Consider the following 23,284-nt stretch of genomic DNA (forward strand, 5'->3'; position numbering starts at 1 on the left):
ACGTAGCGCTCCGGGGCCCTCCAGATGGTCTGAAACGCGCCGGGCCACGGATTGAGAATACAGATGTTGCCCGCCTTGCCGGAACCGCTTGCAAGTTCATTACCGGCGTCGTCGTAAATCACCGGATGAATGCCAGGTATGCCCGGACCGGCACTGCCGGGCTTCATCTTGTGCAACGCCGGCACCGTGCTGCAATGGAACCCGCCCGTTTCAGTTTGCCACCACGTGTCGACAATGACGGCCTCCCCCTTCCCGACAGACCGGTGATACCACTTCCAGACTTCGGGCTCGATGGGTTCGCCCACGGTCGTCATGTGCTTGAAGTGATAGCCGTACTTCGCGGGTTCGTCCGGTCCGCTGCGCCGCAGTGCGCGGATCGCAGTCGGCGACGTGTGGAAGATATTGACGCCGAGGTTTTCGGCAATTCGCCAAGGTCGCCCGGCATCGGGGTAGACGGGCACGCCTTCGTACACGACCGACGAGGCCGCGAGCGCGAGCGGGCCGTAGACAATGTAGGAGTGACCGGTAATCCAGCCGATGTCGGCCATGCACCAATACACGTCCTCGGGGTGGATGTCCTGGATGTATTTCGATGTCCAGGCGACGTAGGCGAGATAGCCTCCAATGGAGTGCTGGCACCCCTTGGGGCGGCCCATGGTACCGCTCGAATACATGAGGAATAGCGGTGCCTCAGCGGGCATCTGCACGGGCTCGACACGTTTGCCGCGGAACGCCTTGAGGGCGTCGTTGACGATGACCGGTGTGTCCGAAGCTTTCGTTGATCACCATCGCCGCCGACGCATAGAACGCCAGTAGAGCGGTAATCAAGCCTACATAGCCGCCGGCCCGCCTGGCAACGCCCATACCTGTCCATGCGCCGATCGCCAACAGCAGAAAAGTGATCCACAGCGAGAGAAACACCAGTTGCACAGACGTACTCGTGTGCAGCGAGCCGATCCACATGTAGAACGTGAAGACCCCCCACACAAACAGATACCAGCCGATGAAGGCCTCAGGCACCCTGGTGCCCAGGAACGCGACAAACAGCGCAAAGGACCACCAGAAGGCGCCGTAACTGAGGAACGCCACTGTGCCTAGCGTATTGCCGCGTGGAAATTCGAGCACGCCCGCGATCATCTGCGCCGTGCCGCCGAAAGCGAACGCTAGCGCCAGCACGAGCCCCAAGGCATCCTTGTCGAACCAGCCGGTGTTCACCATGCTGAGCATCCATGTGGTGAATGCGAATCCAGCGAGCCCGAGCGGCGCCGGGTTGGCTAACTTACTGTTCATAAACCGCCTCCTTGGTGGTTAGCCTCTGAGACATATCCGGAGGCGATACGAATCCCTCGGTCGCCGCCGAACGCGACCGCGCCATGCTCGCTATCGATGGCCATCAGCGCAATATGCGTTCGGCCCAATTTGTGGCGCAGCCACGTGCAAGCCTGCGCGGTTCAACTTAAGTGTAGGATGCGTTGCGCCGCTCGCCGAATCGGATGGTACTGATCTGGCTGGAGGATGACCGCCAGATAGACGCGGCGTGTCGCTACCCGTATGAACGTGATCGAAAGCGGGTCAATGGCGTTCGAGCGTCGGTTGGGCAGAAGAAAGTGATGGGATTCGACTCGCTCACCGTCGCCCGTTTGGACTCACCTAACACCTGCTTGACCGGGAGCCTCGATTTCAATCGGATCAAGGTGGACGGCGGGTGCTCAGCGGTACCGGCAACGTTCTTGCGCGAAGGCTGCCGATACAGGGATACGAAAGCATGATCCCACGTGCACATCTCCGAGCGCGTGGGAGATGTTTCTAGCGCGCCGCGATCCCTTGTGCCCCCGACGGTACGCCGGTGACTGAGCCAAGTGGCTCGAGTGTTCCGTCTGGCATCACGCGAAAGCCACTTACAGCGCCGTTACCTTCACGAACGTAGAGGAATTTGCTGTGACCACTGAGCGCCATGTCAAGGGGAGCGCTGAGTGTGCCTGCAGTCGGATTGAGCAAGCGTACTGTACCGTCCGCCGCGATCCGCAGACTGCTGATCGAGCCGCTACCGGCATTGGCCGTGTAGGCAAAACGTCCATCGCCCGTGGTGACAAGCCAGCAAGGGGCGCTCTGGCCCAAGGGAATTGCTGCACTGATGGAAGTCAGATGTTTGCTGTCCTCGACCTCATATGAGGAAACCGAATCAGACCCGGCCTCGGAGACGATCGCATAACCCCGGGTCGTGATGGAAAAGCCAAACGGCGTGACGCCGTTTGACCTATGGCGGGTTGGAGTCGAGGCGTAACCGGTGAAGCCGACATAATACGTGTCAATGAATTGTGTGCCCTTTTCGGTCACGAGCAGTTCGTTGCCTTCCGGCGCAAACTTCACTTGCGCGGGCTGGGCGAGGTTTCCGCCGGCAAGTGGTCGCTGTGAACCCGGTAACGGAACGAGACGCTTGCCAAACGCGTCGACGATAAAGCCACTGATGTTCGGTGTGCCGCCGTTCGGTGTGCCGCCGGCATTGAGCACATACGCGATGGGCCCCTTGACTGTCACGCTGACGGGCATTTGACCGCCCGATGGTTTTTTGTCGAGCAGCGTCAGTTTGCTGCCGTCGACCGCGAACAGCGAAACTTCATTGCTGCCGGCATTCACGGCGAACAGAAAGCCCCCTTGCAACGTCAGCGAACCCTGCGAGCCTAGCGGATCGGTTCCTGTGCCTGCTCCTCGGCCGCCGGTTGAGTACGTGGCTTCATAGGTGAGTATTCCGTTGGCAGCCCGCGAATAGACAAGAACGGAGTTCCCGGACGGCTGGTTTGACAGAACGTAAACCGCTCCTGGCGGATCGACCTCCGAATCGGCTTGCGCAATGCTGATTGAAGCGAATCCTAACGCCGTCGCGAACGCGATGGTTCGCAATAGAAACGTTAAACGGCACGTGATAAATGACATGGCGTACTCCTTGCATGGGCGACGAGCGAACGGGTGACGTCGGATGGACGAGTGGGCAGAGCAGGTAGCTGTACGTTACGTCCTTGATAAATTGGGCTACAGGCAGACCTGCAAGAGCGTTACCCAGTTCGCGAGCTGTTTCATTACTTCACCCCTTGTCGCGTTTACTAACGGTGGTTAAGGAGGTCGAACAGGGAACATCGGGCAGCGGTGGATTGGCCGGGAGCGCGTCGCCCCCGGCAATGATGCTAACGCTGCAATCCACTGACCGGTTTATGTGGGAAAAGACAGGTCGCGACTATTCGGCGTCATACATCTCCGTTCGGCTTGACTGCCGCTCTCGCGGACCTGAGTCAAGGGCGGTTTTCGTTGGACCTACAGCCATTCGCCGCCCCTCGTTTGTATATAGTCCATCTGGGCCGCTTGACCATGAACATTTTTTGACGGTGCTCCCGATGCCGTTGAATCCCGGCAAGGTATGACTGATCCGCCAATCAGTGCTGCCAATGGACTACCTTCGGCCTTGACTTGAAAAGCCCTTCGGGGCGAACAGATTGACGATGGCCTCCTGTAGGGCAGCAAGGGGACATTCGTCAACGTGGATTGAGTGACTCGAAGGGGTCGCGTGCCGCCAATCGCTGCCGGGCTGCAGCCGGGGAACGAGCGACACTCGCCCGCGCCGGGGCAGTACACTACCGGTCTCGGCAAAAGCCAGGTAATCCCATCCACGTCAGACAGTCCATGGACTACTTCGCCGCAGTACGGGCCTTCGTTTGCGCAGCGGAACTGCAGAGCTTCAGCAAGACGGCCAATGCACTGTCAGTCAAGACCTCGACTGTCTCCCGCTACGTAAGCGAACTCGAAAGAGATCTGGGCATCGCCCTATTCAACCGGTCGACGCGCGGCCTCGTCCTGACAGAAGGCGGCCGGCTGTTTCGTGAACACGCATTGTTAGCGTTGCAAGCACTCGATGACGCGCGCGAAGTGACGTCGTCGCTAAATCGCACGCCACAAGGCGTGCTGCGCGTGACAATGCCACCGGCATTCGGCCGCCTGCACATCGTGCCGCATCTGCCGGCCTTCATGGCGCGCTATCCTGATATCGACCTCGACATCGTCTCTACGGACGAAACGCTCAACATGATCGATGCGGGCATTGATGTGGCGATCCGTACCGGCGTGCTGCCCGATTCGTCATTGATGGCGAGGCGCCTGGCACCGCATCGTCGTATCGTCTGTGGCAGCCCGGCGTATTTCGCGCGTAGCGGCACACCGCGTGTGCCTGGCGATCTGGCCGCGCGCGATGCGCTTCGCGTGTCCCTGGTCCCGGATGACAAATGGTATTTCACGCTGGTCACCGCGGACGCGCGGGCGTCGCAAGAACAGGAACAGGTGCTGGTGGAGTTGCAGGGGCGCTTGCGCGCTGACGACTCCGAAGCCGTGCTCGCGCTCGCCGTGGCCGGTTGTGGCGTGGCGCTCCTGCCGACATGGCTCGCCTCTACGGCCCTGCGCGGAGGACGCTTGCAGCACGTGCTACCGGAATGGGAAGCACGCACCGGACGAGCCGAACCCGCGGTCTGGGCGGTCTACCCACCGAAGAAGATCGTCTCGTCGAAGGTGCGCGCCTTCGTGGATTTCTATGCCGAGGCGTTTGGCGAGCCGCCGTACTGGGACGACGGACTCGCACTGGAGCGTCAGCCTTAACGGGCGAAGCGGATGTCTAGCGTGCGCAGGTAAGTCTGCAAGCCTGCATCCTGGATCGGAATCACATAGGCGTTTTCGTTCGTTTCGTTGAAATGCGCATGCCAGTGTCCCGGCGGCGTGACGAATGCCATCCCCGTTTTCCAATCGACGCGGGTCGGGTTCACGATATTGCCATCCATGTCCAGTTCCGTTCCGACCAGCGTATAGACACCCGGCTTGCCGCTGGCGATGAAGTCGAGTGCAATCGACTGGTGCCGGTGCGGCTTCTGCACCGAGTTGGGCGGCACGATGCCGAACATCGCCCACAACACATGCGTGACCGTGCGCGTGTGCGGAAAGTTGGTGTTGCCCATTAGTACGCTGATGCGGTTGCGACGACCCGCGTTCGCTTGTTCCGCGACCGCGCGCAGTGCTGCCTGCGCCTCGGCGGCCGGATAGCGTGTCGGCGCAAAGCGCGCATGTACCCCGGTGGTACCAAGATAGGTGAGCAGTGGCGCGTCATTAACGTAATAGAGCGTGGCCGTCGCAGCAGCGGACAGCACCGTGGCATGGCCGCCTGGGAGCGTGAAGAAATCGCCCATCGAAAAGGGGAAGCTCGTTTCGGACTGCTGCACGCTACCCGCTCCGCTAATGACGTAGCAGACCTGCGAGGTCGCATTGGGATCGAGTGTCAACGCGTCGCCCGCATTGATGCGCAGGAAGTTGGCGCTCAAGCCGGGACCGGTCGCGGGACCCGGGCAGCCCAACTCCGCAGACAGGTCAAGCGGCACGACTCGGGTTGCGCCGTCTGCATAAAGCGAAGGCGAGAAGCTGCAGAACGGCACACGCGAGATGAGCTTCGCACCGATCGGATTGGCGGACGAAGTGTATTCGAAGTATTGCGCGTCTTCCGTGGCGACATTCGGTTTGGTGAGAAGCGCGGGGGATGTCCTGGTCAGCATGGTTTTGCTCCTTTTGAGTTTTGAGGGGGCTTCGCGCGGTTCCATTTGTGAGGATCCGCATCCGAAGGCTGACCTGACTTTAGGCGCGGGGCGTTGGCGCCGGAAGTGCCGGACATCGAAATCACCTTTGCGCAAAAGGAACACCGTGCCACGACGGTTTCGAGGCGCGGCGGGGTTGTTCATGCCGGGCCGCTATGCGGTTCATCATTGGCCAAGGTTCGGCCTGGAGGCAATGTTCAACGAGGTTGTGTTGACGGGCCGAAATCGTACCGGCGGACGTTTGATTTCGGACTCTGATCGACGACCGCTTCAAGCCCTGAGTCAGTCCGTCAAGCATTTAGAAGGGGGAAGCATGAGGTTTGCAAGAAGGGGCGAGCCTCGCTTCCTCAATGCGTTTAGATAGACGCTTTCGTCGTATCGTGTCCCAGTCTGGCCAGCAGCGGTAGAGGATGCGTATCCATTTCAACACCAGCCATTTCTCTTGAGGCCGGTCTAGCGGCGTAAGCACTCATGCTGGCAGGCCGTCCTGTTCATGGATTTAGGGATTTCCCAGGCAGCCACAGGCCTGGGTAAACCAGAGATCCGGGGCCGACGACATTGGTTCGACATGTTGTTAAGTGCCGCGCTAACAGGACCCCCCAAGCCGCCTCTGGTTCCATCGCGAGAATATGCCCGGCACGATCAATTCGATGCTGACGTGACATGGCTTAGCTCCCTAAGCATTGGAAACGTTTCGGGTCTTAACGTTTCCTTCAGATCGGTCTAGTACGATCTTGTGCAACATGGGTTTCACCGTATTCGAGCACATGCTGCGCATTCCGTCGCGTTGGTACGCTGACGGCAGTTCCTCCTGCGGGCGGTTACGCATCGAGGCGCCAATTGAAGCATCGGAAGGTTTGAATAGATCCGGGGCGGACTGAAGTTGCCTTCAATCGTCGCCACCATGATCCATGGCGATCATGGTGCGGGCCGCGATCGTCGTTCACGTTGCGTCTTAAAGTAACTGCAGAAAGCTAGTTACGCGAACCTTTCGCCACACTGCTGCGCGAGGGCGAAAATGAGATCGATGACTTCTGGAATCAGGGTGACAGGGAGACGGTGCGGAGCCGCCGCAATCACGGCGTTCACTTTTTCGGGCGCATATGCCGGCGGGATCGATCATGAAGTCGCGCTGGATCAGAGCGGCATATGGAACCGCAATGTTCAGCTCGCACTTGAATACGCCGTGATAGCCACGACGGCGGGTGGGGCTCTGTGGCTTGGGAATGACAACGAACTGGGCCATACATTCTGGCAAACGGCCGACGCTACGGCGATATCGGCGGTCGCAGCCCAAGGCATGAAGTATGCGTTCGGTCGCCAGCGGCCCAGCGCTGGCCAGGGACCGAACCAATGGTTCAGCGGCGGAAAGAGTTTTCCCAGTGGTGAAGTCACCCTTCAGGCGAGTTTCGTAACGCCGTTCATCGTCAACTATGGTCGGCGTGATCCGTGGGTTTGGGCACTCGAGGTGTTGCCGCTCTATGATTCGATCGCACGCGTGAAAAGCCAGGCGCATTGGCAGACCGACGTCCTTGCCGGTTGGGCGCTGGGCACGGCGGTAGGATACTTGAGCACGACGTGGCAGACACCCCTGTTCGTGCAGATTCTCCCGCACGGTTTTACGGTCGGCTTCGCGAAGCGGTTCTAGATCTGATTGCGAAACGGACGTGACTGGTGTGCAGGTGGCGGCGCGGCGACGTCCTGACCTCGTTTGAACAACGCTCCGTAAGTTCGACGCGGAGAGTTGCTCGCAACCACCCGTATCCAGCATCGCGAACCGTCATCGCGATGGAATGGCCGTTTGAATCCGCCCTCCAAACCTGACGATTTCACAACGTTGCGTCGAAGGACCGAAAGGGGTCGACAGTACGCATTCGCTCGCAGCGAGTGCGACATTCGCCAACTCCGATATGCAAATGTCGGAAATGCGACTTGGAGCGGCCTCACAAACCCCGACAGCCGAACGTCGGGTATGGCCGATGAGAAGCGACCGCCATCCCTCAGATTTAATGGCTGCTTCCTGGGTGCAGTGGAAGCCTGAGTGTCCGAGCTGGTTACCAAAGATTGATTGTTGGCCGATCACCACAGGTGCCGCTGCTCGTGTACGGCTATAGCTTTCGGTCGGGAGCTCACACGCGAGGCACTAACCCGAGTCATCGCTCCAAATGCCAACGCGCCCAACACTGGGGGACGCTTTTGAAGTTAGTCGAGCGAAGCTCGCCCGCCAATTTGACACCGACTGATTTTGCGTCTGCTTCACTAAGGTCATATAAACCCGACCTCGTCGGTGGCATTCCGCGAAGGCGGGCAATCACTCTTTCTGCAACATTCAGCAGCGACTCCACTCACTTATTAACCATCCTCGCCGGCACACTAATAGCAAGCAAACCGCCCAGCACCATAAACGCCGCCAACATATACATCCCCGAATCGTTCGCCGCGGTAACCTCCTTCAACCACCCCACAGCATAAGGACTAAGGAAACCGGCAAGGTTGCCAATCGAATTAATCATCGCAATCCCGGCAGCGGCGCCGGTGCCTGCCAGAATCGCCGTAGGCAAACTCCAAAACAACGGCAGTGTAGTGAGGATGCCCATAGTAGCCAGCGTCAACCCAGTCATGGCAAGCAGGGTGTTATGCGCCCAAACGACGGAAAGCACGAGCCCCACAGCACCAAGAAACGCCGGCAAAGCAATATGCCATCTCCGTTCCCTCGACCGATCCGCACTCCGCGCCACAAACACCATCGCCACAACAGCCGCCGCAAACGGCACCGCCGATAGCAGCCCAATCAAAAACGCATCGGTAACGCCGGTCGATTTGATAATCGTCGGCAACCAGAAGCTCACCCCATAAAGCCCCATCACAAACGAGAAGTAGGTGAGGCTCAACATCAACACCCGCCCGCTAGTGAGTACCTGCCGAATCGGCATATCGTGCTTGGTCGCTTCCTCAGCTGACACCTGACTCTCAAGCAACTGCTGCTCTTCCCGGGTCAGCCACTTAGCCTTCGAAATCCGATCATCGAGCATCACGAACACGATGATCCCGACCAGCACCGACGGCACCCCTTCGAGCAGAAACAGCCACTGCCACCCGTGCCACCCGTTCACGCCGTTGAAGTTCTTCAGGATGTACCCAGACACCGGCCCACCAATCACCCCCGACAACGCAATCGCCGTCATAAACCAGGTCGTCATCCGTCCACGCCGATGCGCCGGATACCAGTAGGTGAGATACAAAATAATCCCAGGAAAGAACCCCGCCTCTGCAAGCCCGAGCAAAAAGCGCATCACATAAAACATCGTCGGTGTGGTGACTAACATCGTCAGCATGGATATCACGCCCCACGAAATCATGATCCGCGCGATCCAGACACGCGCGCCGACCTTATGCAGGATCACGTTGCTCGGCACTTCGAAGATGAAATAGCCGATGAAGAAAATCCCCGCGCCGAAGCCATACACCGCATCGCTCAAGCCAAGATCGGTGCTCATCCCCAGCTTCGCGAAGCCGACGTTCACGCGGTCCAGATAGGCAACGATGTAGCAGAGCATCAATAGCGGCGCGAGCCGCCAGGTAACCTTGCGATAAGTCGCCTCTTCGAACGTCGAAGGCGGCGCGCCAGCGCCGGGATGGTGAAGCGGATCTGCAGGACTGGCCATGACTATGTCTCCTCTTTTTTATGGAATTGAAGTGCCGCCGCCGAACGATTCTATCCGCGCCAGGTCTTTTGCAGGACGAATCGATATTGGGGGAAAACACTGACTGCGCACGCAGTGCGTGCGCAGCGCTTGACCTACCGCTACACGCAGCGCCCCCCATCCACTTCGAGGCACACGCCGGTAATAAACTCCGCCTCATCCGAAGCCAGATACAGCGCCGCATTCGCAATATCCTGCGGCGTCGAAAACCGCCCGAGAGGAATCCCTGCCAGGAACTTCTGCCGGTTCTGCGGCGTATCCTCGACCCCCATGAACTCGGACAGCAGCGCGGTCTCACCGATCACCGGATTCACGCAGTTCACGCGAATCCGCTCCGGCCCCAGCTCAACGGCGAGCGACTTGCTAGCGACGATCACCGCGCCCTTGCTGCCGTTGTACCAGACGAGCCCGGGCCGCGGCCGCACGCCCGCCGTCGACGCGATATTGATGAAGCTGCCGCCGCCTTGCTCGCGAAAATACGGCACGAACTCCTGCACGCTCCAGTAGATGCTCTTCACGTTCACCGCATAGACGCGGTCGAACTCGGCCTCGGTCACTTCGAGTACCGGCTTGTTGCGATGCGTGGTGCCCGCGTTGTTGACGACGATCTGCACGCTGCCGAAGTCTTCCAGCGCGGCCTCGCGCAGCGTGCGCCAGTCGTCGCGTTGCGCGACGTTGCCGGGTACCGCGATCGCCTTGCCGCCCGCAATCGCGATCTCACTCGCGACGCGTTCGGCGGCCGGCCCGTTGAGGTCGTTGACCACGACGTTCGCGCCTTCGCGCGCAAAGGTCTTTGCGATGCCTTCGCCGAAACCCGAACCGCCGCCCGTGACGATGGCCGTTTTACCTGTCAACCGCATGATGTCTCCGTTGTTTGTGATGGATAGAGCGATGCGTTGTTGCGTGTAACGTGCTGCTCGCGCCGATCGCGAGCGAGCCCTACGGCACCCCCTAGCCGTGCCGGATCGCGATCGTCTTCAGCACCGTAAAGCCATACAGCGCCTCGAAGCCTTTCTCGCGACCATGTCCCGAATGCTTGACGCCGCCGAACGGCAATTCGACGCCGCCGCCCGCGCCATAGTTGTTGATGAACACCTGGCCCGAGCGCACGCGTCGGGCGAGGCGCATCTGGCGCGCGCCATCGCGTGTCCAGATGCCGGCGACGAGCCCGAACTGCGTGCCGTTCGCGAGCGCGAGCGCTTCGGCTTCGTCGCGGAACGACATCGCGGCGAGCACCGGACCGAACACTTCGTCGCGCGCGAGGCGGTGGCTCGCGGGCACGTCGCGCAGCAAGGTCGGGGCCTGATAGAAGCCGCTTTCAGGCGCTTCGGGAATCACCTCGCCGTGCGCGGCCATCGCGATGCCGTCGTGCTGCGCGTCCGACAGAAAGTCCCACACGCGTTGCTGCTGTTTCGCGCTGATCAGCGGTCCGCAGTCGAGGTCGGCATTCGACGGCCCGACGCGCAACGCCTGAAAGGCGCTGCTGAGTCTGTCGAGCAGCGGCTCGTAAATCGCCTGCTCGATCAGCACGCGACTGCCCGCCGAGCAGGTTTGCCCGGCGTTCTGCACGATTGCGGAGATCAGCACCGGCAGCGCGGCGTCGAGATCGGCGTCGGCGAACACGATTTGCGGCGACTTGCCGCCGAGTTCGAGCGTGACCGGCACGTGGTTTTCGGCGGCCATCTGCGTGACGAGCTTGCCGGTTTCGGGCGAGCCCGTGAAGGAGATGTGATCGATGCCCGGATGACGCGCGAGCGCGGCGCCCGCTTCGTGCCCATAGCCGGTCACGATGTTCAGCGCACCGGCCGGCAAGCCGGCCTCGGCGGCGAGCTCTGCGACCCGCAGCACGGAAAGGCACGCGTCCTCGGCCGGTTTGACGACGCACGCATTGCCGGTCGCGAGCGCCGCGCCGACGCTGCGCCCGAAGATCTGCATCGGGTAATTCCACGGCACGATGTGGCCGGTCACGCCGTGCGCCTCGCGGATCGTCAGCACCGTGTAGCCGGATTGGTAGGGCAGGGTTTCGCCGTGCAGCTTGTCGGCCGCGCCGGCGTAGAACTCGAAGTAGCGGGTCAGGGCGGCGGCGTCGGCGCGCGCCTGCCTGAGCGGTTTGCCGGTGTCCCGCGCTTCGAGCCGTGCAAGGTCTTCCTGGCGCGCTGCCACCAGCAGCGACAGCCGGTACAGCACGCGGCCGCGCTCGGCGGCGCTCAGCGCGCCCCATGTGCCGTCGAACGCTGCGCGTGCGGCGTGCACGGCGGTGTCGATATCGGCCTCGGTGCCGCGCGCGATGCGCGTGAACGGCTGGCCGTCCGAGGGATCGAGTACGGCGATCGATTCGCCGCCGGAAGCGGCGCACCACTCGCCGCCGATGAAATGCCGTGCTTCTTCCATGCATGCTCCTTGATGACGTGCGGCCGGCGTGCGGCGGCGCGGGTTCGAAGGGGAGACACAAAACGGTAGAGACGCGAAGCGAGACTCGCCAGACGATTATCGCGCCGATCCGACCGCGGATGCCACCTGCCGATTGGCTATAATGACGCAGTCCGTACGGTCCGGTGCGCGGCCCCGTGGTTCGGGGCGAGAGGGTTTCAGTGCCCGACGTTCGCGGTTCGCACACAGTTCGCACCGCATCGGCAGCTCGCGCGCCGTTCGCCGCCTTCCGATTTCCATCCCCTTCAGAGAGCGCTCATGAGCTTCAATCACGTTCCCGCAGGCAAAGACCTTCCGCACGATTTCAACGTCATCATCGAAATCCCGGCGCAAAGCGACCCGGTGAAGTACGAAGCCGACAAGGACCTGGGCCTGCTCGTCGTCGACCGTTTCATCGGTACCGGCATGCGCTATCCGGCCAACTACGGCTTCATTCCGCAGACGCTGTCGGGCGACGGCGACCCGGTCGATGTGCTGGTGATCACGCCGTTCCCGCTGCTGGCAGGCTCGGTCGTGCGTGCCCGCGCGCTCGGCATGCTGCAGATGACTGATGAGTCCGGTGTCGACGCGAAGCTGATCGCCGTGCCGCACGACAAGATCTGCCCGATGACGGCGAACCTGAAGTCGGTCGACGACGTGCCGGCTTACCTGAAGGACCAGATCAAGCACTTCTTCGAGCAATACAAGGCGCTCGAAAAAGGCAAGTGGGTCAAGGTCGAAGGCTGGGTCGACGTCGATGCTGCCCACAAGGAAATCAGCGAAGGCGTGGCGAACTACAAGAAGTAAGCGCGCCGCGGTTCATCCGCTTGCTGCATGCGGTACGAAAACCGCGCGAGTCCGCAAGGACCGCGCGGTTTTTTCATCTGATTTGCGCGGCATTCGACTACCGTGCAAAAACGCCGCGATCTTCGTCTCGCACGCTTCGTCTCGCACGCATAACCTGAACGCATCGCTCCGATGAACGGAACGCATTTTTATATTTAGGTGTAAACCCTTATCATTCGCCGCACGACCTCGCGCGCGAACTCCAGGCATCTACGCGCGTTTCCATCACTTCAAGAACCACGGTCCGGATGATGAACCGCAGCAAGTCCCACTCGACATCGCCGCGCTGGTCGACCCGGCTGCATTCGGTCGTCACCGCGATCTATCGCAAGCGGCCGGTCTGGATGGTGTCGTTCGCGGCGAGCGAGGCGAATCTGTCGGAGGGCTTGAGGGCGGCGTGCGCATCGACGGCGATGCTCGCGCTCGGCAACGTGTTGCACGATCCGGTATTTGCGTGGGCGGCGATCGGCGCGTTCTGGACCTGCCTCGCCGATGCCGCCGGCTCGAACCGCGCGCGCTTCATGTCGATGATGAGCTTCGCGCTGCTGTCGACGCTGTGCGGCGGCATGACCGCGTTCGCGTCCGCCTCGGGTGCCGCGTGGGCCGCGCTCGCGGTGCTCGCGTTCACGACGCTCGGCGCGTTCGGCCGCATCTGGGGCGCGGCCACGTCGCAGGTGACGATCCTCGCGGCGACCGCCTGCGTCGTGATGGTCGATCGGCCGATGCACGACGCGCGCGCGGGTGTCGCGTTTCTCGGCGTCTATCTGGTCGGCTGTCTGTTCGCGATCGCGCTGAGCTTGACGGTGTGGCGCATTCATCCATTCGGCGCGAGCCGCGCGTCGTTGCGCGCGGTGTATCTGCGCCTCGCCGATGTCGCGTTCGATAGCGCGCGGCTTGTCGGCGGCCGTGCCGCGCCGCGCGAATGGGCCACGCATGCCGCGCGCTTTCGCGCCGATGCGCGCGCGTCGCTCGAACGTTCGCGCGATGCGCTCGCGAACGTGCCCGCCTCGAAAGCGGGCGGAGCGGCCGTCTACGACACGTTGCTCGGCTTGCTGACCGATGGCGAAGCGTTGTTCGCGTATCTGATCGCGGTGTCGGGCGCGGGCGCGAAAGTGCCCGACGATCCGCGCCGCACGCAACGCGCGGTGCGCTCGCTCAATGCGATCGGCGAAGTGCTCAGCGACATCGGCAGCGCGACCGGCGACGCGCGCTGGGAGCGTCTCGCGGACCCGCAGGCGCGTCTGCGGCGTCTCGCGCATCGGCTCGAAAGCGCGTTGCTCGAACCGGTGAAGCTGCAATCCGGTTTCGAGCTCGTCGATTTCGCGCCGCGTGAGGTGCACGTCGAACCGTGGAGCGCGTGCGTCGCGCGTTATACGGCGCGCGCGTGGTCGACGCTGAAGGCCAATCTGTCGTGGCAGTCGGTCGGCTTGCGCCATGCGGCGCGTGTCGGCGTGACGACGACGGCGGGCTTCGTCGTGATTCGCGCGCTCGGTCTGCCGTTCGGCTATTGGGCCACGATGGCCACGCTGCTGATCCTTCAGCCGTCGATCGCCGCGACCTGGCCGCGCAGCATCGAACGCGCGACGGGCAGTATCGTCGGCGGCGTGCTCGCGGCGGCGATCGGCTATGCGATTCATTCGCCGCTCGGCATCTCGCTCGCGGTGTTCCCGCTGGTGATGGCGACGATGGCGCTGCGCCCCGTCAGTTACAGCCTGTTCGTGCTGTTCCTGACGCCGACCTTCGTGCTGGTCGCCGACTTCGCGACGCCGGGCGCCAACGAGTTGGCGTTCGCGCTGACGCGGCTCGGCAACAACGTGCTCGGCTGCGTGCTCGCGCTGCTCGCGACGTTCCTTCTATGGCCGACGCGCGAGAAGCTCGATGTGCGCGTCTATCTCGGCGACGCGGTGCGCGCGAATCTCGCGTATCTGCGCGCGTCGCTCGACGCGCCTCGGCATGGCGGCAAGGAGATCGAGCAATTGCGCCGCGCCGCGGGCCTCACCAGCAACAACGCGGAAGAAGCGATCGGCCGCGTGCGGCTCGAAAAGCTCGAGGACTCGATGGCCGATACGGTCACGCTGACGGTGCTGAGCCTGCTGCGACGGATGGCCGGCACCGCGACGCAGTTGCGCCTCACCGCGAACCGTCGCGACATGCATAGCGAACTCGACGAATGGGTCGAGGCGATCAGCGCGGCGATCGAGGCCGCGCTGAATCGCACGTTACGGCCGGTGCGGCTCGAGTTACCCGCTCGCGAGCAGTTGACGTCGCTGGAAGCAGATGTGGTGGGCGAGCTGGCGCGGGTGCATCGGCTGCTGACGGAGAGGATGCGGGAGGCGAGGGGGTAGCACGACTCAGCCGTCGGAACGCTCGCCGTCTTCCGCGACGTCATTCACCGCTGCAACCGGCAACACCGACTGCAGCGTGAACACCCCGGCCGCCAGCGCCCGTTTATCGGCCGCCGTGAGCCGCTTGACCCAATACTCGGCGCTCGACGCGCTCGACCGGTCCGCCAGCTCGAACGACGCCAGCACCCGCACCGGCTTGCGCGAGCGCGTATAACGCGCGCCCGTGCCGCTCAGATGTTTGTCGAAGCGAGCAGCGACATCGGTCGCGATGCCGGTATAGACGCTGCCGTCCGAGCATTCGAGCAGATAGAGAAACCACGCCATAACCGCGCTTCTAGCCTTTGAACGGATTGTGTTCGCGCAGCTCGTCCACGTACGCGTGGATGCTGTTTTTTTCGTTATCGAGGAAATGGCCGACCGCATCGGCGAACGCCGGATGCGCGAGCCAATGCGTCGAGCGCGTGACCGTGGGCAGAAAGCCGCGCGCCATCTTGTGCTCGCCCTGCGCGCCGCCTTCGAATGCGCCGAGCTTTTCTTCGATGCAGAATTCGAGCGGCTGATAGTACGCGGTTTCGAAGTGCAGGCACGGCACGTGTTCGAGCGCGCCCCAGTAGCGGCCATACAAGGTGCCGCCGGTTTTCTCGTCGCGCTGATAGACGACGAGCGAGCTCGCGATCGGCTTGCCTTCATATTCGGCGATCACGAGCAGCAGATTCTCCGGCATCGACGCGCCGATCATCCGGAAGAAATCGAGGTTCAGATACGGACTCGAAAAATGCTCGCGATAGGTTTGCCGATAGCACTTGCTGAAGAAGCGCCAGTCGGCATCCTCGATGTCTGCGCCGCGGATCCTTCGCATCGTGATGCCGGCCTCGTGCACCTTGCGCCGTTCGGCGCGGATGTTCTTGCGCTTCTTCTGTTCGAGCGTCGACAGAAAGTCTTCGAAGTCGCGATAGCCGTCGTTGAGCCAGTGAAACTGCACGCCTTCGCGCTGCATCATGCCGATATCGGTGAGCGCGTCCGCTTCGCTCTGCGTCGGAAACAGCACGTGCAGCGACGACACCTCGGCCTGCTCGGCGAACGCCATCAACGTGGCCGCGAGATGGCGCAACGCATGCTCGTTCGCCGACAGCAGCCGGTTGCCCTGTACCGGCGTGAAGGGCACCGCGCACAGCAGCTTCGGGTAATAGGGCAGGCCGTTGCGCTTGTACGCGTCGGCCCAGGCCCAGTCGAACACATATGTCGCAACCCTAGGCGGAGCGTTATGTGTCCAGGTAGGGTTTACATGCATTGTATTCAAGTATTTCGAAGGCGACTGCAGGGCGCCGAGCTGTTTTTAGGTTGAGGGCAAGCATGCCCGAAACCGGGTGGGGGTCCGGGGGAGGGGCTCGAAAAAATATAACATAAATCATTGAAAAATATATTGTTTTTGCTGATTCTCGCTCTACAGTTAATACCGTTATTAACCGCTGTCGGAGATAGCCATCGACGCGTCCAGTGCCGTAAATGCGGATGTCATTCTGGCGAACGACCGCGACCGGCGCGTGTACGCCTACCGTATAATCGCAGCGCCCATCCGGTTGTTTTTCTGTGATGTATTCGTCACGGTTCTTGAACTTTCTCCCATTACTTCCGTGGCCGACTCCAAAAGTAGGCTGAGAAGCCGACCGACGAGGGATGTCGCTAGGGATGCAGGCAGCTATCGATAGGTTGAACCTGATGGGCACCAATACTCAAGTAGCGCTTTTCTGCGGCTTCGCTCAATTGACGTCAAAAGCACAACTGTGTCAGTTCCTTGGCATCAAAACGGCCAAACTCAACTTCCTGCTATACAAGCTGAAGCCGGCGCATCGCTATAAGACCGAAACAATAAAGAAGCGGAATGGCGACGACCGGTTACTTCGCATCCTAGTGCCCCTGCTTAAACAGATTCAACGGATTATCGCGTCTGAACTTGCGAAGGAGTACCGTCCGCGACAGCATGTGTACGGGTATGTGAAAGGCAAGAACATCGCACAAAAAGCGCGTATTCATGTCGCCCAGAAATGGGTGGCGCGCGTCGATTTGAAGGATTTCTTCCCATCCGTCAACTTTGGGCGGGTTCTCGGTATTTTTCGAGGACATCCATTCCATTTCAATGACGAGTTGGCGACTGTACTGACGCAGATTGTGATGGATGGCAATGAATTGCCCCAAGGGGCTCCGACTTCGCCAATCATTTCGAATCTCATCTGCCGTTCGCTCGATTTTGAACTGAAGCGGATGGCGAAAGAGCATCGGTGTTTCTACACTCGATACGCGGATGACTTGGTCTTCTCGACAAGTTTGAAGCGTCTGAGCCCTCAAATATGCTCGCCCGCGGCGCCTGATGGCGTGTCGATTCAGGCAAACGTCGGTGACGGTCTGCGCACGCTAATCGCGCGACAGGGTTTCACAATTAACGACGCGAAGACCAGGATATTCGACAGAAGTAGTCGGCAACAGGTCACCGGTATTACGGTCAACGAAAAAGTTAACGTCAGTCGCGAATATGTTCGCGGTCTGAGAGCTGTGCTCCACGCCTGGTTCAAATTCGGGGAGGAGTCGGCTGCTTCGTGGTTCTTCGCCAACCACTACAAGCGCAATCGACCAGACTGGAAAAGTACGCCAGCGGATTTTCGGGAGGTAATTCGGGGCCGACTCGGTTTCATTCGTTTCGTTAAGGGTGCTGACGACACAACCTATCTCGCCCTCGCGAAGAAACTGGCGAAATTGGACGACGGCTTCCAGTTGGGGGTAGAAGAGCAAATTCAGGTCAGTTCGCCACGGCTGATGCTGTACGCAGAAGGGGTGACGGACACGATTCATTTGCGCCATCCGCTCCAGCGATTCAAGGCAGATGGTCAGTACGCGGACCTCAACATTGATTGGTCCGACCATTCTGACCGGCCGCGCGGCGAAGGCAAGCTGTGGCAAAACTGCCTGAACGACGCGAAACGTGAAGAATTCCGACATCAAACGCAAGTGTATGTTTTCGACCGCGATAGTGAGTTTGCGAAGAAGGCCGAAGACAAGTATGGCAAGTTGAAACATCACGGAAATAGCACGTACTCCCTCGTTCTTCCGATTCCGGAACATAGGCAGGGGCGTGCTCAAATTTGCATAGAGCACTTATACGTAGATGATTTTCTATGGCAGCAGGACATTCAGGGCCGGAGGCTGTTTGCGCGAGAGGAGTTCGAGCAGGACGGTAATCACGTTGGTGACGTAGAGGTCATGTACCGCCATCCGAAGGCAACGACTCTTATCGTTGACTCGGACGTGGTGGGTTACGGTAGCTTGCGCAGCAAGCCCGTGGTGATGAGCAAAAAGCAGTTTGCTGATGCGGTGGAACTGGGCGTCAGACCATTTGACGCACCTTCCTTGGTAGGATTTCAGGGCGTGTTCGACATGCTTCGCGACTTGACGAAAAATCTAGCCGGAGAAGTGAAGGCCGATGCGTCTGATTTGGTTTGAGCATACGCTACATGCGTCTACGTCGGCGTTTGAAGGGCACACGCATGCGTAGATACAAACGCGAAAGACTCGGAGAGCGGATGCAGAGCCCTTGAGGTTGGAGCACGTCGTTCGGTGCCCAACGGAACGACAACGCCACGCGTGTGCCTTCCCTCTTAGTCTGCAATGCTCAGCCAGTCCTTTGGCACGAGGTATTCATCTCCGCGCCATTCCTCAGCCAACGTTACGTCATTGAGTTCACCCCACACATTCGGCCCTGCATGGTCGAGCACGATGATTTGCAGCTTCCCTTTGAAGTGGGCAGTTAGCTTGCCCATTGCCTCGTAGAAGCGGCGGATTGACGCGACATCCTCGTCGGCCAGTTCCTCATCAATTTCCCTAGCTGCGCGCTTCGGTTGTTGAGGAAAGTACACCTGGCTGGGCTGGTCGAAGATGATTAGCGCGGGTACAGGGGAGTGCGCCTGTCGAAGGAAGAACGAGTGGAGAGCCAGAATGGCAGCGACGTGGTATGAGAGCCAGTTCGCGCCGCTTCCCAGGTGCCAGAGGTAGTCTTCGCGGCCTGCGTCGTCCCGTACACCGACTGTCAGCTCTTTGATGTCAATCCGGGCCGGAGCGCTTTTGCGCTCGACATCAAGCGTCGCCGCAATCCTCGTTATGTATTCTGATACTTGCGTGGTCGCGGCGTCGAGCTGAACCTGATACTGCTGCTCGGCAAGCTCCCGCCGTAATTGTCCGATACTTTCGGTCAGTTTTTCGAGTTCTTCGTTCAAACCTCCGGGAGCGTATCGAGCCGAGAACAACTCCAACGCTTGCTCGACGCGGCCGAGAAACCGAGCCACGCGTGTCGACGCCTGTTCGGCTTCCCGGATGGTTTTCGACCGCGATTCAATGGCGCGTTTCCGCACCCGGACGGCTTTCAGCTGGTCTTCCAGCAGGGCCATTTGGGATGTGAGCTCGACGAGGTCCCTGTCGAGCACGGGCGGAGCCATGGAAACCGTATGCGTTTCGTCTTCTATGGTCGTGAGCGCATCACAGAGCTGTTCAAGTTCGCCGCTGGACGCGGTCATCGCGCCATCGCAGATTGGGCATCGCTCGCCGTCGTCTGAATGTGTCCTGAGCCACCGGGCAATGCCCAGGCGGTCCGTCTGGTCTTTCAGTGCACTTTTGTAGCTGCCAACAGTGCTGCGAACGACGGTTATCTGGTCCCTACGGTGACGGGCTACGCTCAGCTCAAGACTGATTTTGGACTCTTCAGCCTGAAGTGCCGTGTACTCGTCGGCTGATTCGGATACCCCTTGGGCAGAGAAGCCAGCCACCTGATTGTCGGCGGTCAGTACAGTCTCAAGTGCCGCGATAAGGGCCTCTTCCGTGGCTTGCGGGGCCTCACCTTGCAATAGACCGAGTTCGCGGGCTTCAGTGACCCACACCTGTAGATTTGCGAGCCATGTCGCTGAGACCTTGGCGTACGCGGAACGCTCCCGGTCCTTGCGACGAAATTCCCGAACGAGATTCTCGAGAATCCACTTCTTCTCGAGCCGCTCTGGTGTCGTTGCGCCAAGCACGTACGGGAATATGGTCCGGACCTTCTCGCGGTGCTCATTCGTGTCCGCTCGGAAGTACAAAACGTCGGGGTTGGCGACGATGTTCTGCGGCTGAAAGCAAAACGCCAATGTGTCCCGGAAGCTGGGGCGACCCTGGAAGCCACTTCCTGTCTCTTCAGCGTCGAAACTGAGATTCGACAGCCCGGCAAGCCTATCCAGAAGGCGCTTTACAGCCTGTCGTGTCGTGTTCTTGGCAGGCGTATCAATTGGGACGTCAAGTGTTACATCCTCCAGCAGCATCATGTCATCGGTGCTTTGCTGATTGCCTGGCTCTCGGCGTGCGAATATCTTTTCGCCTTCGCTAGTCTGTACCCGAATGCCGAACCATGCGCAGGCTTGCCGAATCTTCCCAGCGGGAATTGAGCAGAGCCGGGACCCGAGGCAATAGTCCACGATGGGGACGACCGAGGATTTACCTCGCTTGGACGTTCCACTGATGACGTTGACCTTTCCCGCTTCGAACGGCACCCGGCGAGGTGTCTGGCCTGCAGCCTTAGGCCACAGAATCACTTCAAGGATTTGGAGATGCACTTTTACAGTTCCAGTCGAAGCGCGGAGCAGAGTTCGCGCAGCGAGATTTGCTGAGCCCATATGCCAATCTTCTCCGCAGCCGATGTTAGTTCGGAGATTCCTAACGTCTGGGCGGCGGGAATGGTCTTGGTCCGTGGCGAGAGGGTGGCAGTGGCGGGGGTAAGCGTTACGAGGCCGGAAGAGATGCTTATCGCAAGCGAGCGCCGCGACAGGTCAAGCATTGAGTCTGCCCGGTCTTGAATCGAGAACAACAGGTCAACCTGTTTCCGGAATTTGCTCTCAAATTTCCGTATACCAGAAGATTTGAATGTCTTCCCAATGACCTCGCGCAAATCCTCGTTGAACACAAGCGGCAACACGATGAATGCTAACGTTGCCGGCGCGGCGTCCACATTTGAGCTCTCGGAATAGTACCCACACACCGCGCGCCAGATTAGGATTGCGCCAAGCGCAGGATTCTGGATTGCGTCGATTTCATCAAACAGCATCCAGAGCCTCCTTCGCTGGCGCGAGCAGCTCGGCGAAATCCGGATGCCATCCGATTTCTAGCGTGTTCGCAAGTCTGTGGAAGCTGCCCGCCGTGAAGTGTTCAGGAACCTGTTTTTCTTGCAGCTTGATGTCCGCCTCAAGACAGCTTGAGAGCAAAGTAATACCAAAGTCAGCCGGTTCTCGGCCTCTCATCGCCACCTTGACGCTGGCACGCTTGGAACGCCACGCGCGTAACAGCGTGTCCTGATATAGCGAGTAGCTGCTGCGATGCACGTATCCTCGCTTCGCCCATGCGGTACGCTCGCTTGCGGCCATCAGGTAGGTATTGACTGCGTCAAGCACCAACCCTTGGTCTGCCTCGATGAGATGCAACTGGCGTACGTAGGTCTGGCCAAGTAGCAATTCGGCTTGGGTCTCTTCGGCGGTCGGTTTCGTTGAAAAGGAGGGCAGGATTGTGTCTGTGCGGTCGAACTTACGAACGGCTGCAAGATACTCAACGAAGAATTCGTCGCGGCTGAGAGATACCGCGCGACTTTTCTCGACCTGTTTGAACGTGTTCGTTCGAATCCAGCCTGCGAGCTGTTTCAATATCTCGGGGACATTTTCGGCTCCCACGGGCGCATTTCCGATTTCCACCGCAATTTCATCGTACGGCGAGCCGATTCCGCGTTCTAACGTGAATGACCGGATAATTTCGGCGAGCGCAGTGTCCTTTGCCTGCAGGACAACATTCAGGTATTTCCCGAGTGACTCGGGGATAGCCGCTCTTTTTTCGTAAGCGGGCTTCGTGCCCCAGAACTTCGCCCGTAGGTCGGCAATTAGGGCCTTGGCTTCCTGTGGGCTCTGGCAATCGCTCAATCTTTGAGCAATCTTGCCCTTGTACGGCTGCGCAACGTACAAGACGAACTTCGTGCCGGCCGGAATATATCCGCCACGTCGTCCTTCAAGCCAGTTTGCAAACGTCTTCCACAAATCGATGGCGCTGTCGCTAATCGGGTTGTGGGCAAGTCCGCTCTTGTCCTGCTCTGCGAAAGGTACCCCGTCCTTTATCCCAGAGACGTCGTCGAAACACTCCAGTGCAATCGTATCGCCGCTGCGGGAGCGCAATAGATGGTGCAAGAAGCGAGCTTCCTGTAGGCCATACCCGTACCACTGGCCAAGTGCCGACTTCGGTGCGCCTTTTGGTTGTCGTGCCACACTATCCCCGAGGATAAGCGCCAGCTTCGCACGCAGATTCGGTGCTGTTGAGGCACCGGCGAGCAGCTGTCAGCGAATAATCATGCGCGAATTATCTCTGGCGCCAGTATTTTCCGCAAATCAAGGCCAGCTAATCACGGGTCGCAGGGGTTTTAATCTTCGTGGTCGCCCGATATTCAGGTTGGCGTGGATTTTAGGACCGCACGCCCAACGGAGATGTATCTATATGGTGGATGAAACCATCCTTATCCACCGCAACGACCGCACCGACGCGTTATCTCGACCCCTCCGAACTCGCCGCCTTACTCGGCATATCTGAGCGCGCTGTCGTCCTGCGAGCAAAATACCGCCCTTGGTTGCTGCCACCGCGTGCCGAACTTTATGACCGGGAGTTGCTTCGGTGGCGGCAAGATGTCGTCCAAACCTGGTTGAACAGCAGATAAACGGGAGTGCCCCGGGCTAAAGCAACTCGACTGGATGGATTCCGAACGCTTCCGCGAGCTTCTCGAGCGTCGCAAGCTCAAGGGGCGTGCCGCGCCCGTGTGGCGCTTCAACCCTTGAGATGAAATTGCGGTCAACACCCGCGAGCTCACCTAACTGTCTCTGCGTGAGGCCCATCTTTTCCCTCAATTTTAAGACCTTAGCGCCAACCGCGGCGCTCGACACATCCCCCGTCGGCGCCCGCCGCTCGATTTCGCCCTTGCCGGAGAAAGTCATCAAAACACGAACATCGATGTCCAGCGCGCTCGCGAGGGCCTCTGCGCGCTCTAACGTCGGGTTGCCGAATGTTCGTTCCAGACGGCTGATGACAGTACGGTCGGCGCCGATGTAACTGCCAAGCTCCTCTTGCGACATCCCCAGTCCGACGCGGTAGGTTCTCAGGTTTGTTGCGAAACGCTCTCGCAGGGTCGCAGGCTCACTAGATTTCTTCATGCCGCCATTTTGATGACGACAACGTAAATGTCTACGGCATATAAATGTTCGACATTTACGTTGTAGACATTTACATGTACACCGTAAACGCCTACACTCCGCTCTATCAGTTTTAG

Annotated in this window: 16 protein-coding genes and 2 pseudogenes; 5 read left to right on the top strand and 13 right to left on the bottom strand. The window is 60.0% G+C overall.

Annotation, left to right across the window (positions count from 1 at the left end; genetic code table 11):
* Positions 1 to 107: 107 nt before the first annotated feature.
* The 3 genes and pseudogenes from OKW29_RS39610 to OKW29_RS39620 form a co-directional block, all read right to left on the bottom strand.
* A pseudogene (locus OKW29_RS39610) lies at positions 108 to 701 on the bottom strand (AMP-binding protein); the annotation flags it as partial.
* Entirely contained in the window at positions 691 to 1,290 is a 600-nt protein-coding gene (locus tag OKW29_RS39615; RefSeq protein WP_429294704.1) for an acetate uptake transporter, read from the bottom strand. The pseudogene OKW29_RS39610 and the gene OKW29_RS39615, both read right to left, overlap by 11 nt.
* A gap of 516 nt (positions 1,291 to 1,806) precedes the next feature.
* Positions 1,807 to 2,934 carry a lactonase family protein gene (locus OKW29_RS39620; RefSeq protein ID WP_429294705.1) on the bottom strand — a complete coding sequence of 376 codons (1,128 nt, stop codon included), beginning with the start codon at positions 2,932 to 2,934 and terminating at the stop codon, positions 1,807 to 1,809.
* A 741-nt stretch (positions 2,935 to 3,675) separates the two neighbouring features.
* Between OKW29_RS39620 and OKW29_RS39625 the strand changes: the two genes are divergently transcribed.
* Positions 3,676 to 4,638, top strand: a complete 963-nt coding sequence (locus tag OKW29_RS39625) for a LysR family transcriptional regulator (RefSeq protein ID WP_090803531.1) — start codon at positions 3,676 to 3,678, stop codon at positions 4,636 to 4,638.
* On the opposite strand, the gene OKW29_RS39630 is transcribed toward OKW29_RS39625, so the two are convergent.
* The gene (locus OKW29_RS39630) at positions 4,635 to 5,579 is read right to left on the bottom strand and encodes a cupin domain-containing protein (RefSeq protein ID WP_429295014.1); all 945 of its coding nucleotides are present in this window, start codon (positions 5,577 to 5,579) and stop codon (positions 4,635 to 4,637) included. The genes OKW29_RS39625 and OKW29_RS39630 overlap by 4 nt on opposite strands.
* Positions 5,580 to 6,645: 1,066 nt before the next feature.
* On the opposite strand from OKW29_RS39630, the gene OKW29_RS39635 reads away from it, so the two are divergent.
* A complete protein-coding gene (locus OKW29_RS39635) occupies positions 6,646 to 7,266 on the top strand; it encodes a phosphatase PAP2 family protein (RefSeq protein ID WP_221307659.1) in 621 nt (206 codons plus the stop codon).
* Positions 7,267 to 7,963: 697 nt separating this feature from the next.
* On the opposite strand, the gene OKW29_RS39640 is transcribed toward OKW29_RS39635, so the two are convergent.
* The 3 genes from OKW29_RS39640 to OKW29_RS39650 all read right to left on the bottom strand — a co-directional run bounded on the left by OKW29_RS39640 (position 7,964) and on the right by OKW29_RS39650 (position 11,713).
* Positions 7,964 to 9,283, bottom strand: a complete 1,320-nt coding sequence (locus OKW29_RS39640) for an MFS transporter (RefSeq protein ID WP_184065461.1) — start codon at positions 9,281 to 9,283, stop codon at positions 7,964 to 7,966.
* 140 nt (positions 9,284 to 9,423) lie between these two features.
* Positions 9,424 to 10,182 (bottom strand): SDR family oxidoreductase, encoded by a 759-nt coding sequence (locus OKW29_RS39645; protein ID WP_090803537.1) that lies wholly within the window; start codon positions 10,180 to 10,182, stop codon positions 9,424 to 9,426.
* A gap of 91 nt (positions 10,183 to 10,273) precedes the next feature.
* The gene (locus OKW29_RS39650) at positions 10,274 to 11,713 is read right to left on the bottom strand and encodes an aldehyde dehydrogenase family protein (RefSeq protein ID WP_429294706.1); all 1,440 of its coding nucleotides are present in this window, start codon (positions 11,711 to 11,713) and stop codon (positions 10,274 to 10,276) included.
* A 297-nt stretch (positions 11,714 to 12,010) separates the two neighbouring features.
* On the opposite strand from OKW29_RS39650, the gene ppa reads away from it, so the two are divergent.
* Together ppa and OKW29_RS39660 are read left to right on the top strand one after the other, a co-directional pair.
* Positions 12,011 to 12,538: an inorganic diphosphatase gene (gene ppa, locus OKW29_RS39655; protein ID WP_429294707.1), complete on the top strand. Its 528-nt coding sequence runs from the start codon at positions 12,011 to 12,013 to the stop codon at positions 12,536 to 12,538.
* 287 nt (positions 12,539 to 12,825) lie between these two features.
* On the top strand, positions 12,826 to 14,922 hold the full coding sequence (locus OKW29_RS39660) for an FUSC family protein (RefSeq protein ID WP_429294708.1): 2,097 nt from the start codon (positions 12,826 to 12,828) through the stop codon (positions 14,920 to 14,922).
* A 6-nt stretch (positions 14,923 to 14,928) separates the two neighbouring features.
* Here OKW29_RS39660 and OKW29_RS39665 read toward each other — a convergent pair whose 3' ends face one another.
* Together OKW29_RS39665 and OKW29_RS39670 are read right to left on the bottom strand one after the other, a co-directional pair.
* Positions 14,929 to 15,246: a GIY-YIG nuclease family protein gene (locus OKW29_RS39665; RefSeq protein ID WP_090803545.1), complete on the bottom strand. Its 318-nt coding sequence runs from the start codon at positions 15,244 to 15,246 to the stop codon at positions 14,929 to 14,931.
* Positions 15,247 to 15,256: 10 nt separating this feature from the next.
* A pseudogene (locus OKW29_RS39670) lies at positions 15,257 to 16,162 on the bottom strand (GNAT family N-acetyltransferase); the annotation flags it as partial.
* Between the two features lie 449 nt (positions 16,163 to 16,611).
* On the opposite strand from OKW29_RS39670, the gene OKW29_RS39675 reads away from it, so the two are divergent.
* Positions 16,612 to 18,417: a reverse transcriptase domain-containing protein gene (locus OKW29_RS39675; protein WP_429294709.1), complete on the top strand. Its 1,806-nt coding sequence runs from the start codon at positions 16,612 to 16,614 to the stop codon at positions 18,415 to 18,417.
* A 155-nt stretch (positions 18,418 to 18,572) separates the two neighbouring features.
* Here the strand turns inward: OKW29_RS39675 and OKW29_RS39680 are convergent, their stop codons facing one another.
* From OKW29_RS39680 to OKW29_RS39695, 4 genes are all read right to left on the bottom strand, one after another.
* Positions 18,573 to 20,549 (bottom strand): DUF3732 domain-containing protein, encoded by a 1,977-nt coding sequence (locus tag OKW29_RS39680; RefSeq protein ID WP_429294710.1) that lies wholly within the window; start codon positions 20,547 to 20,549, stop codon positions 18,573 to 18,575.
* A gap of 2 nt (positions 20,550 to 20,551) precedes the next feature.
* On the bottom strand, positions 20,552 to 21,037 hold the full coding sequence (locus OKW29_RS39685) for a three component ABC system middle component (RefSeq protein ID WP_429294711.1): 486 nt from the start codon (positions 21,035 to 21,037) through the stop codon (positions 20,552 to 20,554).
* Positions 21,027 to 22,157 carry an ABC-three component system protein gene (locus OKW29_RS39690; RefSeq protein WP_429294712.1) on the bottom strand — a complete coding sequence of 377 codons (1,131 nt, stop codon included), beginning with the start codon at positions 22,155 to 22,157 and terminating at the stop codon, positions 21,027 to 21,029. The genes OKW29_RS39685 and OKW29_RS39690 overlap by 11 nt, the downstream gene beginning before the upstream one ends.
* A gap of 537 nt (positions 22,158 to 22,694) precedes the next feature.
* Positions 22,695 to 23,168: a helix-turn-helix domain-containing protein gene (locus OKW29_RS39695; RefSeq protein ID WP_429294713.1), complete on the bottom strand. Its 474-nt coding sequence runs from the start codon at positions 23,166 to 23,168 to the stop codon at positions 22,695 to 22,697.
* Positions 23,169 to 23,284: the final 116 nt, after the last annotated feature.

The organism is Paraburkholderia sp. CI3 (assembly GCF_050436505.1).
Taxonomy (GTDB): domain Bacteria; phylum Pseudomonadota; class Gammaproteobacteria; order Burkholderiales; family Burkholderiaceae; genus Paraburkholderia; species Paraburkholderia tuberum.

What these genes read in the sequence shown, in the direction of transcription:
- OKW29_RS39615 (WP_429294704.1), bottom strand. Translation starts at nt 1,290, where the DNA reads ATGAACAGTAAGTTAGCCAACCCGGCGCCGCTCGGGCTCGCTGGATTC.
- OKW29_RS39620 (WP_429294705.1), bottom strand. Translation starts at nt 2,934, where the DNA reads ATGTCATTTATCACGTGCCGTTTAACGTTTCTATTGCGAACCATCGCG.
- OKW29_RS39625 (WP_090803531.1), top strand. Translation starts at nt 3,676, where the DNA reads ATGGACTACTTCGCCGCAGTACGGGCCTTCGTTTGCGCAGCGGAACTG.
- OKW29_RS39630 (WP_429295014.1), bottom strand. Translation starts at nt 5,579, where the DNA reads ATGCTGACCAGGACATCCCCCGCGCTTCTCACCAAACCGAATGTCGCC.
- OKW29_RS39635 (WP_221307659.1), top strand. Translation starts at nt 6,646, where the DNA reads ATGACTTCTGGAATCAGGGTGACAGGGAGACGGTGCGGAGCCGCCGCA.
- OKW29_RS39640 (WP_184065461.1), bottom strand. Translation starts at nt 9,283, where the DNA reads ATGGCCAGTCCTGCAGATCCGCTTCACCATCCCGGCGCTGGCGCGCCG.
- OKW29_RS39645 (WP_090803537.1), bottom strand. Translation starts at nt 10,182, where the DNA reads ATGCGGTTGACAGGTAAAACGGCCATCGTCACGGGCGGCGGTTCGGGT.
- OKW29_RS39650 (WP_429294706.1), bottom strand. Translation starts at nt 11,713, where the DNA reads ATGGAAGAAGCACGGCATTTCATCGGCGGCGAGTGGTGCGCCGCTTCC.
- ppa (WP_429294707.1), top strand. Translation starts at nt 12,011, where the DNA reads ATGAGCTTCAATCACGTTCCCGCAGGCAAAGACCTTCCGCACGATTTC.
- OKW29_RS39660 (WP_429294708.1), top strand. Translation starts at nt 12,826, where the DNA reads ATGATGAACCGCAGCAAGTCCCACTCGACATCGCCGCGCTGGTCGACC.
- OKW29_RS39665 (WP_090803545.1), bottom strand. Translation starts at nt 15,246, where the DNA reads ATGGCGTGGTTTCTCTATCTGCTCGAATGCTCGGACGGCAGCGTCTAT.
- OKW29_RS39675 (WP_429294709.1), top strand. Translation starts at nt 16,612, where the DNA reads ATGCAGGCAGCTATCGATAGGTTGAACCTGATGGGCACCAATACTCAA.
- OKW29_RS39685 (WP_429294711.1), bottom strand. Translation starts at nt 21,037, where the DNA reads ATGCTGTTTGATGAAATCGACGCAATCCAGAATCCTGCGCTTGGCGCA.
- OKW29_RS39695 (WP_429294713.1), bottom strand. Translation starts at nt 23,168, where the DNA reads ATGAAGAAATCTAGTGAGCCTGCGACCCTGCGAGAGCGTTTCGCAACA.